Here is a 13,749-nt window from a genome sequence, read left to right as displayed (position 1 = left end):
CTGCCGTTCCGCGGGGAGCCTGCAGCCTTTCCGTTCGATGGAAGGAATGAGCCTTGAAATTCGATATCTTCCAGATGGAGCGCAATCAGACGCTCTTCGAGAACGAGGTGGAGATCAATCTCACCGAGAGCGGCGTTCATCCCTGGGCGATCGAGGACATCCTCCCGCCAAGCGAGATGCAGGACCTGCTCAAGCTGCCATTGGGCTATGGCTGGACCGATGGCCGGCCTGACCTGAGGGCGAATATCGCCTCATGGTATCCGGGAGCCGGGCCGTCCAACGTTCTCGTCACCAATGGCTCCTCCGAGGCGACGATGATCGCGCTGATGACGCTCGTCGAGCCCGGCGAGCGCATCGTCTTTGCCGTCCCCAATTTCATGCAGGTGGATGGTCTTGGCCGCGCACTCGGATTCGACGTCCAGCGCCTTGAACTGAGCGGTGACAATGGCTGGCAGTTCGACCCCGCCAGCCTCGATGCGGCCGCGGCGGGAGCCAAGGTCATCGCCGTCACCAATCCGGCCAACCCGACCGGCAGCGTGCTGACGCAGGAAAGCCGCGACGCGCTTGTCGCTGCGGCAAGGCAGAGCGGTGCCTGGCTGCTGGTGGACGAGATCTATCGCGGAGGCGAGATCGACGGGCCTGAAACCCGGACGCTCTGGGGCACCTATCCGCGACTGGTGGTGACGAGCAGCCTGTCGAAATCCTTCGCCTGTCCGGGCCTGCGCCTCGGCTGGATCGTCGCACCAGTCGACGTGGTTGCCGGCGCCGCGGAACGTCAGGACTATACGACGATCGGCAGCGGCATCCTGAGCCAGATCCTTGCGGCAGCAGTCATGAAGCCCGATACGCGCAGCCGTCTCCTGTCGCGTGGCCGCGACCTGCTGCGAACCAATGCCAATCTCGTCGGCGACTGGATGTCGCGTCATCCCGGCTGGTCGTGGAAGCGGCCGGAGGCGGGCGGCATGGCCTTCCTGCGCTATCCTCTCAACCTGCCGTCCGAGGAATTCTCCCGCCTGCTTCGTGAGGAGGAGAGCGTCTTCGTCGTCGCCGGCAGCTGGTTCGGGATCGAACAGCACATCCGGATCGGCATCGGCGTGCCGACCGAAACGCTCGCCGAGGGGCTGAAGCGCCTCGACCGGTTTCTGGTCCATCACGCGGGGTGAATGCGGTGGATGACGCGGTCAGCCGTGGACGGGACGATCTGGCCCGTCTCGTTGCCATTCCCTCGGTCAGCGCCGAGGGACGCGGCCTGAACGAGGCGGCGACCCTCGTCCGGGATCTGCTCGACGACGCTGGCTTCGCCACCGAGATCCACCCTGGCTCGGTCGGTCCCTTCGTGGTCGGCACGGCTGGCGAGGGACCGCTGACCGTCGTGATCTACAATCACTCCGACGTGCAGCCGGAGGGTGACGCGGCGCTCTGGCTGAGCCCGCCCTACACCCTGACGGAACGCGATGGCCGCCTCTATGGCCGCGGCGCGGCCGACGACAAGGGCGAATTCGCCAGCCGTCTTGCCGGCTGGCGCCGCTTCCAGGCCCAGCAGGGCGGGCCGCTTCCGTTCCGGCTGATCTGGATCGTTGATGGCGAGGAGGAGATCGGCAGTCCTTCGCTCGATGGCTTCCTGGCGAAGCGCTTCGCCGGCGAGCGCGCCGATCTGTGCTGGTGGGAATTCGGCGAGATCGATGCCTCCGGCCGGCCTGTCATCCTGTGCGGCTTCAAGGGCATCACCGCGATCGAGCTGCGCTGCCGCACCGCGAGGGGCGACCTGCATTCGAGCTACGGGGCGGTCTACGACAACGCGCTCTGGCGCATCTGCGCCGCTGTCGCCTCGATGCGCGACGCCGCGGGGCGGATCACGATCGATGGCTTCTATGACGATGTGCGGGCGCCATCCGACGCCGAGCGCGCCGCCGCACTGTCGCCCCCCTTCTCGCTTGCCAGCGTCAGCGCCGCGACGGGCGGGGAGCGTACGCTGAGCGGCGTCGACGGCCAGAACTTCTTCTCCGCGATGAATTTCTTGCCTTGTCTCAATGTCAACGGCATCGGCGGCGGTTATCAGGGCGAGGGAGCCAAGACGGTGCTGCCCGCCGAGGCCTTCGCCAAGCTCGATTTCCGCCTTGTACCCGATCAGACCCCGACGCGCGTCGTCGAGCTCGTGCGAGACCATCTCGCGCGCCTCGGCATGGCGGATGTCGAGGTCATCGTTCACGACGCCATCGTCAGGCCGGTGCGCAGCGACGCGGGTCACTGGTTCGTGGCCGCCTGCGCGGAGATTCTCGAAGCTGAATTCGGCCGCCCCGCGATCGTCCAACCGAGTTCCCCGGCGTCCGGCACCGCCCATCCCTTCATCGACCATCTCGGCACCGATGTGTTCGGGATCGGCCTCACCCACCACGGGGCGCAGTTGCACGCGCCGAACGAAAACATCGAGATCGATCATTTCGAACGGATGGTCGCGGCGTCGTGCGCCATCTTCAGGATGCTGGCGCGCCGTGCGAATGCGGACCAGGCCGCCATCTAGCGCGACCTGTCATTCGCCGGCTACCCTTGGTCGAGACACCTGATCTCCGGTGCCCGCAGACACCATCAGGCACCCGGCCTCGGCGAGGCGCCGCGGCCTTCGAGGACGACGCGCGCGATCGCGATGTCCTGAACGGCAAGCCCGGTCAGATCAGCAATCGTGATGTCGCGGGCGTCGTTGCGTCCGATCGCGTGCCCGGCAAGGACCGCACCAAGTTCAACGCAAGCCCTGCGCTCGATCAGTCCCTCGCGGGCCGCGGCGGCAAATTCGCCATGGTCGAGGCATTGATCGAGGGAATCGGCGATTCTGATATCGGCTGCCGCGACGAGGCCGCTCTCGAGCTCCTGCTTGCCCGGCGCATCAGCCCCCATGGCCGTGATATGTGTGCCCGGGCGAATCCATGCCGCCTTGAGCAGGGGGCTCGTGGCCGGCGTCGTGGTGATGATGGCATCCGCCTCGGCACACAGAGCCTCGGGCGATGTCGCGAGGGTAACAGCAATGCCTTCGCCCAGCAGCTCCGCCTGCACCGCCTCGGCGCGCTCCGCCGAGCGCGCCCAGATCGCGAATTGCGGCGCCCGTTCGCGCATCAGATGCGCGGCGGCACGGATCTGAAAGCGGGCCTGCGTGCCGGCACCGACAATGCCGATGCGACGCGCGTCGCTGCGGGCTCCGGCTCTGGTCGCGATGGCACCGGCGAGCGCGGTGCGCAGATCGGTCAGCCACCCCTCGTCACGCAAGATCGCCACGACCGCACCGGTCTCGGCCGAGAGAGCGATCATCATGCCGCTGCTGGTCGGCAGGCCGCGCCTCGGATTGTCGTAGAAACCGGTCGCGATCTTCACCACGAAGATCGGATCCCCCGTGATGTGACCGAATTTGATATGGCAGTCGCCGTGATGCGCGGGAAAGCCGAGATAGCCGACGGGCGGCATCTGCACCCGTCCCGCCGAGGCGGCCTTGAACCCCTCCTCCAGCGCCACGACGGCCCGGTCGAGATCAATGGCGGCTTCGATCTGTGCCCGCGCCAGATCAAGCATCAGTCGGTCCGTTCGCCTGGTTCAGATAGTTGTAGACGGTGGCGCGCGCGAGCCCGAGGACGCGCGAGATATAGGCTGCAGCATTGCGCCCGCCAAAGGCGCCGCTCGCGGCAAGATCGGCCACCAGTTGCCGCTTCTGCTCGCGGCTCAGCGCGGTCACGATCAGGCCGCGCTCCTGCGTCCATTGCTGGACATACTCGTTGATGCGCTCATGCCAATCCTCCTTGAACAGGACAGGCGGCTTGTCGGCTCCCGCGGGCACGGCCACGAGCGCGCCGAGCGTCTGCATCACGGCGTGGAAATGCGAGACGTCGACATTGATGCAGAGCACGCCGATCGCCGCGCCATTGGCGGTGAGGACGACGCTGATCGATTTGATCCGGCGGCCGTCCCAGTTGATCTTCTCGTAGGGACCGATCGTCGTCTCGGCCTCGTCGAAACCGATCTCGTTCAGGAGCGATGGCTCGCCCAGGACGCGCTGCGAGAAGTTGCCGGCGATATGGACCACGGTCTGCGAGCCGAGATCGTGCAGCACGACCTCGGCATAGGGACGGAACAGCAGGGCGACGGCGTCGCAGATCGGCGCATAGGCCATGAGTTCGGTCGGCATGATCCAGGTCCTTGGCAGCCCCGGTCTAGCGCGGCTGCGACTTCAGATAGTCGCTCAGGCGTTCGAGACCGGCCTCCAGATGGTCGCCCGGAGCCCCGATTCCGATACGGATATAGCCGTCGAGACCGTAGACGTCTCCGGGCAGGAGCATGATGCCGCGTTCTTCGCGCAGCCGATGCACGAGTTCCGTCGAGTTCATCGAATGCGCATATTTCACGAAGGCCATGCCGCCGGCCTTGGGCGGAACGAAGGAGAAGAACTCGCTGTTGCGCTCGACCCAGCTCGTCAGGAGCGCCAGGTTCTGTCTCAGGATGGTCTTGCTGCGCTGGAGGATCTCGGCGCGCTTGGCCGGCTCGACGACGATGCGGGCGACATACTCGCTGATCGCGCTCGTAGTGATCGAGGTGTAGTCCTTGCGCTGCCAGGCGGCGTAAATATCGGCGGTGGGGCCGACCAGCCAGCCGATGCGCAGGCCCGGCAAGGCCATCGCCTTCGACAAGCCGCTGGTGATGATCGCCTGCTCGTAGAGATCGGCGAAGCTGGGCGGTTCGTCACCCTCGAGCTCGGCGCCTTTGTAGACCTCGTCGGCATGCAGATAGGTGCCGTTCTGGCGGGCAATCGCGACGAGCCCGTCCATCGTTTCGCGCGAAAGCAGGCTGCCGGTCGGGTTGTTCGGGTGACAGATCGTCATCAATTTGGTGCGTGGCGAAACGGCCTTGCGGACGTCGTCGAGATCCGGGGTCCAGCCCAGTTCCTCGCGCAACGCGACTTCCTTCACCGTGACCCCGATGGCCCGGGCCCAACCCCAGATCTGCAGATAGTTGGGCACGAAGACGACGATCTCGTCGCCGGGCTCGAGCAGCGACATCACCATCAGGAAATTGGCCTCGGCCGAGCCATTGGTGACGATGACCTCGTCGGATGTCCGGCCGCGATAGAGCCGCGCCACCGCTTCGCGCAACTCGACGGCCCCGTTCGTCCAGCCATAGCCCAGTTCGACATCGAGCAACGCATTGCGCTGGCCTTCGTCGAGCAGCCCGTTCAGGCTGTAGGGGTGAACGCCGCTATCCGAGAGATTGAACTCGACAGTGTTTTCGTAAAGCGACTGGATCCGCTCCAGGCTGAATTCTTCGATCTTCATGACGCTCGTCCAAACGCGGGTTCGAGCTGTCTAGCATATGGGATAAAGACAAAAAAGTCTAAATTAGAAGCATTGTCTAATTTAATGGATCCTGGGCCGCTCGAGCCCCTCTTCGCGACGGAGCCGATACACCGTCGTCGGCGTCGCGCGCAGGAATTCGCGTTTTCGTCATCGCAGCCGGGTTGCACAGGCGCGCCCCAAGATTGCCCCGGCGGAGGTTGCCCACCGCCGGGCCTGTTTCAGCGAGCGACGCGCCTCGCCTGCTCGGTGCGCCGATCAGTAGCTTCAGCCCAGCGTGTCGCGCATCGCCTCGTCGAGGGTCTCGAGCAGGATGTCTGCATGCTCGCGCCGGAAGGTCATGGGCGGGCGCAGCTTGATGACGTTGTCGAAGGGGCCGTCGGTCCCCATCAGCACGCCGAGCTCCCTGGACCGATTGACGATGGCCGAAGCGGGTTCGCCGGCATGCTCCTTGGTTGCCCGGTCCCGCACGAGTTCAAGGCCGAGGAACAGGCCGCGCCCGCGCACGTCGCCAATGACCGAATGACGGTCCATCAACTTGCGCATGCCGGTGAGGAGATAGTCTCCCTGCTCCACGGCGTTCGGCAGAAGACGCTCGTCTTCGAGCACATCGAGGACAGCGAGCCCCGCCGCGCAGGACACGGGATTACCGCCGAATGTATTGAAATACTCCATCCCGTTGGCGAAGCGTTCCGCGATCTCGCGGCGCATCGCGACAACGGCAAGGGGATGACCGTTGCCGATCGGCTTGCCCATCGTGACGATGTCCGGCACGACACCGTGCTCCTTGAAGGCCCACATCGATTGGCCCACGCGGCCGAAGCCCACCTGGACCTCATCCGCGATGCACAGGCCACCGGCGCGACGAACGGCATCGTAGATCGCACCGAGATATCCCGGCGGCAGGAAGACCTGCCCGGCGACGCTTGGGATCGTTTCGGCGATGAAGGCGGCGGGCGCATGCCCGTCCTTCACGAGCCGGTCGATGATCTCGCAGGCATGCTCGCCATAGCGCTTGCCGATCTCGCCCTCCGGCCACTCCGCCGGCGCGCGATAGGGATCCGCGACGGGCAGCACATGCGTATGCTCCGGCCGCCCGCTGCCTCCCTTGCGCTTGAACTTGTAGGGGCTGATGTCGATCAGGCCCTGTGTGTGGCCGTGATAGGCCCAGTCCAGGACGATCATGTCGCGTCGCCGCGTATAGGCTCGGGCCGCGCGCAGCGCGAGTTCGTTCGCCTCGCTCCCCGTGCACACCACGAAGAACGTATCGAGCTCACCCGGCAGCGTCTTCGCCAGGCGCTCCGTGTAGTCGATGATGTTGTCGTGGAGATAGCGCGTGTTGGTGTTGAGGCGCTGGGCCTGCCGCGTGATCGCATCCACCACGCGCGGGTGGCAATGCCCGATATGGGCGACGTTGTTGTAGCAATCGAGATGGGCCCGGCCGGTCTCGTCGATCAGCCAGACATCTTCGCCGCGAACCATCTTGAGCGGCCTGCGATAGGACAGCGACAGATTTGGGCCCAGTCGCTTCTTGCGCGCCGCCTGCAGGGCATCCTTTTCTTGTCCGGTCCTGTCGAAGGTCTCCGGCGGCAGGCCCGCGAAATCATAGGGCGAAGGAAAGAGGTCGTTCCAGACGCCGGGAAAAGCCGACTCGCCAACGCCCGGAATGACGCTGACGTCATCATAATCCGCGGCGACGAGCTGCAGATGGAGATGCGGTATCCAGCCGCCATTCTCTGCATAGTCGCCAAGCCGCGCCACACAGGCGCCGGCCGGCAGTTCCTCGCCGACGCGGCGCTCGCGAACCGACGCATGATCCAGGTGACCCCAGAGGCTCCGGAAGCGCAGGCCAGGTTCCGGCTCATGCTCGAGCAGCAGGAGCCCGCCATAATCTTGCGGCGCAGGATTGATCGTGGCCGCCACCACCTTTGCCGGCAGCGGGGTAAAGAGCGGCGCACCCGCAGGCGCGAAGATATCGAGGCCGAGATGGATGTTCCGGCGCGCGCCGTCGATCAGGGTCGAGTCGAAAAAGGGCGCCGTATAGACGGTGCGCAGTTCGCCATACGGCCCGAGGCCGAGCGTAAAGCCGTGTTCCCTCTGCAGATCGGCATAGGCCCGGTCGGCCGCAGCATGATCCTGCGCCGCGCTCGCCCGCGCCAGCGACGCCTCGGGATTGCCGAGATCGACCACATGCTTCTGCTGGCGCGCCGGATGCGGGTGCATGAGCGGCGCCAGCGTCCGGCGGTTTGCGGCCAGCCAGCCCCGCAGGCGCCCGGCCCCGGGCGTCGCCTCGAGGCCACAGGCGTTGCGCAGGATCGCCGTGGCGATACGGCGATCGACCTTGCCGAGCCGCTCCAGGAGAGTCCAGGCCGGCCTTTCGCTGACGAGGAGATAGGGATTCTCGATCGCTTCGGCATGACGCGTCGCCGAAATCGACACGCTCACCGCCAACCGTGCGGCGATCAGATCGAGCAGGATGTCGAGCTCGGCGTCCTGCAGCGGCAGTTCCGCGTGATAGCCCGCAGTGATCATGGCGGCTGTTTCGATCGGGCTCTTCTCGTCGAGCATCGCATACGTGCAGGCGACGGCGAGCTCGGCGATAAGCGGCGAATGGGCCGCGTCACCAAAATCGATAAGACCCGCGATCGCGCCCTTCTCGGGATCGGCGACCAACAGGTTCCAGTCATTGGCGTCATTGTGGATGACACCATGGCGCAGGCGCCGGAGCGTCGGCGCGACCCGGGAATCATAGGTGTCGAGCACCTTCTCCAGGCAGCGCCGCTGTGCCGCATCGGACACATGGGACAGGCGCTGGCGCGCCCGCGGCGTCTCTCGGATCTCCCAATCGAAGGCGACATGCGCACCGGGATGACCGAAGCTGCCGAGCACCCGGTCGAGCTGCCCGAGGACACGGCCGATGTCGCGCAGCGTTTCCGGCGTCTTGGCAACCTTGGCCAGCGGTGTGCCGGGGAGATAGGAGACGAGACGGACACAATGACGCTCGCCGCCGCGGCCGGTCAAAAGGCCGAATTCCAGCCCATCGCGCGTCGGCACCACACGCGGCGTCGGCAAGCTCGGATCGTTGATTTCGACGTGCCGCAGCAGCGCGGTCTGGAATTCGATCGCGGTGAGCGGCTCGGCCCCATTGACGATCTTCAGGATGAAACGCTGCCCATCGTCCGCGCGCACGTCGAAATTCTGGTCGCGCTCACTGGGCAGGCCATCAAGGCGGCCGACAACGCCGAAGCGTTGCCGCAAGACCTCCGCCGCCTCGTCGAGGGAGAATGTCGGGCGTGGGTGGTTGACGAAGGTCATCGCAGGCTTTCCGAATTGTCGCTCTGCCATCAATCTGACATTGATGCGGTGGCGGCCGCGCTGCTCCAATCGGCGGTTTTGCCGCCATTGTGGCGGTAGCAACCTGCTATCGCCGCCACACGGATATCTGCGAGCCCTTGATGGCGATGGACGAGACGAACGCGAAGATTCTGCGGCTGCTCCAGGACAATGCGCGGCTGCCGATCAAGACGATTGCGGGAAGCGTCGGGCTCGCCCGCAGCTCCGTGCGCGAGCGCATCGCCAAGATGGAGACCGACGGCACCATCCGCGGCTACACGGCAACCGTCATGGAGGGCCGTTCGGGTGTTGACGCATTCCGCGCCTTCCTGATCATCCGCCTCACCAAGACACCGGCGCGCGACACGGTGGATCGGATTGCCGTGCTCCCGGCGGTCAGGCGGTGCTACTCGATCGGCGGCGAAATCGACGTCATCGCCGAAATCGAGGCGGAGACGACCCGGGCGTTGAACTCCGTGCGTGACGAGATTGCGTCGATGCCGCATGTCGCCGACCTGACGACGGCAATCGTGCTCGCAGACGAGAAGCCAGCCTGAGCGATCGACGGACGCCGGCGGTCAGCTCTTCGTCACGCCCGCGCCGCGACAACCCGCATCACATGCGAGACCGCGCATGAGCGATCAGGTACTCGACCTGCGCGGGCGTCTCGATCGCGCCGGCTGCGTGTTCATGCCGGATTTTCGCGATCGCGGCCTCGGCTTCGAGGCCGCATTCGATGAGCAGCAGCGCTGCGACCGTCCCGGTGCGCCCAAGCCCCGCCTTGCAATGGATGGCCCAGTTCTCCCCCGCCGCGAGGCGACGCAACAGCGCAAGCTTCTGCCAGTCCGCGGCGAAGGCCGCAGTCGGCGCGCTGTAATCGGGAATGGCTGCATGGGCCCACTCCAGTCCGGCCTCCCGGACAGCCACGGAAAACAGCTTCTGCTCGCAAGGCAGCTCATGCGCCTCGACGAGACTGAGGAGCCCACCGGCTCCGAGCCTGGCGAGATGATCGAGATCCTGGGCGAGAGCCAGCACGGGATCGGCGCCTGGCAAGGGGCGCCCTCGCCACGATCCCGGACAAGGGGCCAGCACCAGCTTTCCGGCGATCCCGGGCAGCGCGATGATCGATGCTGGCTTCGAAGCTGACTTGTCCAAGCAGACCCCTCCGGCCCGCGCGCAAAGCGCGCAACGCCCATCAATTGACTCAGTGATATAGCTGTGTACAGCTATATCACTATGGAGTCCATGTCAGCCCCTCCGCCCAACACAGTGAGTTCCATGCCGCCTCCGCCACGGACGAGGCGTGAGCGGCTCGCGGCCGTGCTTTGGCCGGCGGCGACAATGCTCGGGATCGCCCTTCTCGGTCTCCTCGCGGCTCGCAACGTCTCTGCGAACCTTGCGGCTGCGGGAATGGAAATCGACTTCTCGTTCCTCTGGCAGGAAGCGGGTTTCGATGTCAGCGAAAGCCTGATCGGCTATTCGCCCCGCGACACCTACGCTCGTGTGCTGCTCGTCGGCATCTTGAATACCCTCGCCGCGGCGGCCCTCATCCTCGTCCTGGCAAGCGGCATCGGGCTGTTCGTCGGCATCGCCATGACCAGTTCCAACTGGCTCGTGCGCACGTTGGCGCGCACCTATGTCGAGTTGCTCCGCAATCTGCCGAAGCTCCTGATCGTGATCGCGCTCTATGTGGCGATGGTGCGCAACCTGCCCCATATCCGCTCGGCCTGGACCAGCCCCTTCGGCGCGATGCTGAGCAATCGCGGTCTCGTGCTGCCCTGGCCGATCATCGAGCAGGGCGGCCAAGCGCTTGCTATGGCAGCCTGCCTCTGGCTCGCAGGCGCGTTTCTGTGGCTCCGCGCCGCCCGGCTGCACCAGGACCGCACAGGCAAGCGCCGCCCGGTCTTCCTGCCTGTGGTCGCTGCCGCGGCGAGCCTCTACGCGGCGCTCGACCTGACAGGGACACTCCACGTCACCTGGTCTGTGCCGAAGCTGGCGGGCTTCAATGTTACCGGGGGCGTGAGCCTGTCCTTGCAGTTCACCGCGCTTGTGGTGGCCCTGTCGGTCTATCACGGCGGGCAAATCGGCGCGATCGTGCGCGGCGGCATCATCGCCACTTCGCACGGGCAGCGCGAGGCAGCACAGGCGCTCGGCCTCGACTGGTTGAAGACGATGCGGCTCATCGTGCTGCCCCAGGCACTGCGCGTGATCACGCCGCCGCTGGGTAATCAGTACTCCAACCTGCTGAAGAACACCTCGATCGCGCTGGCGATCGGATACTCCGATTTGCTCAGCGTCGTGAGCACATCGGTGAATCAGACATTCCGCCCGATCGAACTGATGGCGCTCGTGGCCGCCTTCTTCCTGATCGCGAACCTGCTGATCTCGGCCTTGGTGAACTGGTGCGACCATGCCTTCCGGCTGAAGGCGCGCTGAGAATGACGCTGACAGTCGAGACGATCGCCCGCGCGAATGCCCTTCCCCGGAAAGGGCTCGCGCCCATCCAGGGCTGGCTGCGCCAGAATCTGTTTTCGAGCTGGTGGAACACGGTGCTGACCGTCGTCACGCTCGCTCTTCTGGTCCTGTTCGCCTGGAGCGCGCTGACCTGGGTGGTGCTCGAGGCGGTCCCGTTTTCCGGCAACCGAGCCGAATGCCTGAATGCCTCGGGAGCCTGCTGGGCCTTTCTCAGCGAGAAGGCCAATCTCGTCCTGACCGGGACCTACCCGGCCGCCGAGCGCTGGCGCGCGCAACTCGCCAGCGGCCTGATCATCGTGACGATCCTCGTCTTTGCACTTGTTCCGATGAGGCTTGCGATCCGGGCAGCCATGGTCGTGGGCACTGCTGTGCTCTCCTACCTGCTTCTGCGCGGAGGTTTCGCTGGCCTGCCCTTCGTCGAATCCCACCGCTGGAACGGCCTCCCCCTCATCCTGTTCCTGTCTGCCTTCACGATGGCCGCAGCATTTCCGCTCGGCATCCTGCTGGCGCTGGCTCGCTGGTCGCAGCATCGCGCGCTGAACCTTGCCGCCGTCGCCTATATCGAGACGGTGCGCGCCATTCCGATGGTCGCGGTCTTGTTCGCCGGCATTTTCGTATTGCCGCTGCTGCTGACGCGCGGCGCGACCATAGAGCCCGTCGCCGCCATCCTGATCGTGCTGACCCTCTTCTATGCGGCCTATTTCGCCGAGGACATTCGCAGCGGGCTGCAGGCGCTGCCCAAGGGGCAGATCGAGGCGGGAGCCAGCCTCGGCCTCACCGCCGCGCAACGCATTCGCCTGATCGTGCTGCCCCAGGCCTTGCGGACGGCCATCCCCGGCATGACGAACACGATTATCGGCAGCTTCAAGGACACCTCGCTCGTCGCCATCGTCGGCATGCATGATTTGCTTTCGACAGCCCGCATGGCATATGCCGATCCTCTCTGGCAGGCCTATGCTTTGGAGGCGAACATTGCGATCGGGCTGTTCTATTTCCTCTGCTGCTGGATGATCTCCGAACGAGCTCGGCGGCTCGGGCACGGCGCCGGCAAGCTCGGCTGAGACCGGCCTTGCGACAGGGAGAGCTATGACGATTGAACTCACCAGCCCCGAGGCGCAGCAGCTTCGCCAGATGGTCCGCTCGCGCAACGACGTGATCTTCGAGATCGTGCGCGACCGCATCTGCCTGCGTGAATATGACGAAGGGCATGTCATCCACGAAGCGGCACTCGCCGCGGAGTTCCACGTCAGCCGCACGCCGATCCGGCAGGTCCTGCAGCGCCTTGTCTACGAACAGCTCGCGGAGACGCGAAACGGCGTCGGCACCATCGTTTCCTATGTCGATCATCACGCTGTCGACATGCTGCGTTTCCGCATCGGCCTGACGGGTCTGATCGCCGATCTCGTGCCGCTGCAGCTCCCGACTTCGCTCCGGTCCGACTATGCGCGGTTGCGCTCATTGGCCGAGGGGCTGCGTGACACCTCCCCCGTCAAGGATGTCTGGGGCGTCTGGCGCGCCCATCACGAGGCGCGCAACGCCTTGATCGGCGACGAGGCGCTGCGCCAGATGGACGACATGATTTTCTTCCGCATCGCGCGAAGCTGGGTCAGCTGGCTGAAATGCGATCCGGAGCTCGTGCGCGCCCTGCTCGTGCAGGAAATCGCGGCGACCGCCGAGAAGACCGAAAGCCTGCCGGCATCGGAGCTGTTTCGCCTGCATGCGGCGCATCTCGAATTGCTGCTCGCACGCTATGGCGAGGACGATAGCAAGTAGGAGACCTGGGCCTCGCTTTCGATTGCGCCCGGCCGAGCCGAGCGCACCGCGGCGATCGCGTCCTGCGGCGGCATTCCGGTCTCGATCAGCACGCGCGCGGCCATCATGCCGCTGCGGCCATATCCAGCGAGACAACAGAAGGCGACACCCCGGCCGAGGCTTAGCTCGCCAAGGATCGCCTGGGCCAAACGCGGCCAGTCCAATGTCTCGTCCGGCGCGGAAAAATCCAGGATAGGCGCACAAACGAGGCGGATCCCGCGCAGCTCCGCAGCGCGTTGCAGATGTTCGCTGTCATCGGCATCGCATTCCGTCTGGTCCAGGAGGCTCACCAGGAGCGTCGTTCCCCTCGACTTCAGAACATCGAGAACCTGCTCCTGCTGATCCGCGTCGATGGTCCGTTCGCCCCGCCGGAGGATGACGAGCCCCGGCAGCGGCAACATGCCCACGGCTCCGGCATGCCCGCGGACCGTAACCCATACCGGCCCTTCCTCCATGCCCGCCCCCTGCAAACCTTGCCGGATCCAGTGTTCCGATCGGTGCCGACTAGAGGCAGATCAGGTGGAACTGTCCAGAACAATGGCATCGGCCGTCTTGGAAGAGCAGGCGAAGGCGGTGCGGAACGCATTCCGGCTCGCCGAGCGGTCGGCGAGCCGGAAGAAGGACACGCAGTCGCACTGCGGTTGAACGACGGCCTAGCAGGCTGTTGAAAAAGTCTGTAGCGGGGCGGCGTTTGGCGTGATTCACTCGGCTTGAGGAGTTGGCTGGGGGCATTTGATGCGCGGGTCGGATGAGCGCTCTGGATCGCTGTTTTCCTATGTGGATCTGGAGGCTCGGGTCGGAG

General features: G+C 65.4%; 12 protein-coding genes. 6 read left to right on the top strand and 6 right to left on the bottom strand.

Features of this window, described 5'->3' with window-relative positions:
• Nucleotides 1–53: 53 nt before the first annotated feature.
• Together AB4118_RS00060 and AB4118_RS00055 are read left to right on the top strand one after the other, a co-directional pair.
• Nucleotides 54–1,163 carry an aminotransferase class I/II-fold pyridoxal phosphate-dependent enzyme gene (locus AB4118_RS00060; protein ID WP_441487806.1) on the top strand — a complete coding sequence of 370 codons (1,110 nt, stop codon included), beginning with the start codon at nucleotides 54–56 and terminating at the stop codon, nucleotides 1,161–1,163.
• Nucleotides 1,164–1,168: 5 nt separating this feature from the next.
• Nucleotides 1,169–2,521 carry a M20/M25/M40 family metallo-hydrolase gene (locus tag AB4118_RS00055; protein WP_441487805.1) on the top strand — a complete coding sequence of 451 codons (1,353 nt, stop codon included), beginning with the start codon at nucleotides 1,169–1,171 and terminating at the stop codon, nucleotides 2,519–2,521.
• A 65-nt stretch (nucleotides 2,522–2,586) separates the two neighbouring features.
• On the opposite strand, the gene AB4118_RS00050 is transcribed toward AB4118_RS00055, so the two are convergent.
• The 4 genes from AB4118_RS00050 to AB4118_RS00035 form a co-directional block, all read right to left on the bottom strand.
• Nucleotides 2,587–3,558, bottom strand: coding sequence for a Rossmann-fold NAD(P)-binding domain-containing protein (locus AB4118_RS00050; protein ID WP_441487804.1), 972 nt, complete (start codon nucleotides 3,556–3,558; stop codon nucleotides 2,587–2,589).
• Nucleotides 3,551–4,168, bottom strand: a complete 618-nt coding sequence (locus AB4118_RS00045; RefSeq protein ID WP_441487803.1) for a helix-turn-helix transcriptional regulator — start codon at nucleotides 4,166–4,168, stop codon at nucleotides 3,551–3,553. The genes AB4118_RS00050 and AB4118_RS00045 overlap by 8 nt, the downstream gene beginning before the upstream one ends.
• Before the next feature lie 25 nt (nucleotides 4,169–4,193).
• On the bottom strand, nucleotides 4,194–5,309 hold the full coding sequence (locus tag AB4118_RS00040) for an aminotransferase class I/II-fold pyridoxal phosphate-dependent enzyme (protein ID WP_441487802.1): 1,116 nt from the start codon (nucleotides 5,307–5,309) through the stop codon (nucleotides 4,194–4,196).
• Between the two features lie 285 nt (nucleotides 5,310–5,594).
• Nucleotides 5,595–8,642: an aminotransferase class III-fold pyridoxal phosphate-dependent enzyme gene (locus AB4118_RS00035; protein WP_441487801.1), complete on the bottom strand. Its 3,048-nt coding sequence runs from the start codon at nucleotides 8,640–8,642 to the stop codon at nucleotides 5,595–5,597.
• A gap of 140 nt (nucleotides 8,643–8,782) precedes the next feature.
• Between AB4118_RS00035 and AB4118_RS00030 the strand changes: the two genes are divergently transcribed.
• The gene (locus tag AB4118_RS00030; RefSeq protein WP_441487800.1) at nucleotides 8,783–9,217 is read left to right on the top strand and encodes an Lrp/AsnC family transcriptional regulator; all 435 of its coding nucleotides are present in this window, start codon (nucleotides 8,783–8,785) and stop codon (nucleotides 9,215–9,217) included.
• Nucleotides 9,218–9,275: 58 nt separating this feature from the next.
• On the opposite strand, the gene AB4118_RS00025 is transcribed toward AB4118_RS00030, so the two are convergent.
• Nucleotides 9,276–9,815: a phosphatase domain-containing protein gene (locus AB4118_RS00025; RefSeq protein WP_441487799.1), complete on the bottom strand. Its 540-nt coding sequence runs from the start codon at nucleotides 9,813–9,815 to the stop codon at nucleotides 9,276–9,278.
• Nucleotides 9,816–10,001: 186 nt separating this feature from the next.
• Here AB4118_RS00025 and AB4118_RS00020 point away from each other — a divergent pair, with 186 nt between their 5' ends.
• The 3 genes from AB4118_RS00020 to AB4118_RS00010 are packed head-to-tail and all read left to right on the top strand — an operon-like array spanning nucleotide 10,002 to nucleotide 12,908.
• On the top strand, nucleotides 10,002–11,096 hold the full coding sequence (locus tag AB4118_RS00020; protein ID WP_441487798.1) for an amino acid ABC transporter permease: 1,095 nt from the start codon (nucleotides 10,002–10,004) through the stop codon (nucleotides 11,094–11,096).
• A gap of 2 nt (nucleotides 11,097–11,098) precedes the next feature.
• Nucleotides 11,099–12,196, top strand: a complete 1,098-nt coding sequence (locus tag AB4118_RS00015; protein WP_441487797.1) for an amino acid ABC transporter permease — start codon at nucleotides 11,099–11,101, stop codon at nucleotides 12,194–12,196.
• A 25-nt stretch (nucleotides 12,197–12,221) separates the two neighbouring features.
• Nucleotides 12,222–12,908 (top strand): GntR family transcriptional regulator, encoded by a 687-nt coding sequence (locus AB4118_RS00010; protein ID WP_441487796.1) that lies wholly within the window; start codon nucleotides 12,222–12,224, stop codon nucleotides 12,906–12,908.
• On the opposite strand, the gene AB4118_RS00005 is transcribed toward AB4118_RS00010, so the two are convergent.
• The gene (locus AB4118_RS00005) at nucleotides 12,884–13,348 is read right to left on the bottom strand and encodes a protein-tyrosine phosphatase family protein (protein ID WP_441487795.1); all 465 of its coding nucleotides are present in this window, start codon (nucleotides 13,346–13,348) and stop codon (nucleotides 12,884–12,886) included. The genes AB4118_RS00010 and AB4118_RS00005 overlap by 25 nt on opposite strands.
• Nucleotides 13,349–13,749: the final 401 nt, after the last annotated feature.

The sequence above is a fragment of the Allobosea sp. 2RAB26 genome (assembly GCF_052115465.1).
In the GTDB taxonomy this organism is placed as follows: domain Bacteria; phylum Pseudomonadota; class Alphaproteobacteria; order Rhizobiales; family Beijerinckiaceae; genus Allobosea.
The sequence above is the reverse complement of the archived record's forward strand: the minus strand, read 5'-3'. Positions and strand labels throughout refer to the sequence as shown.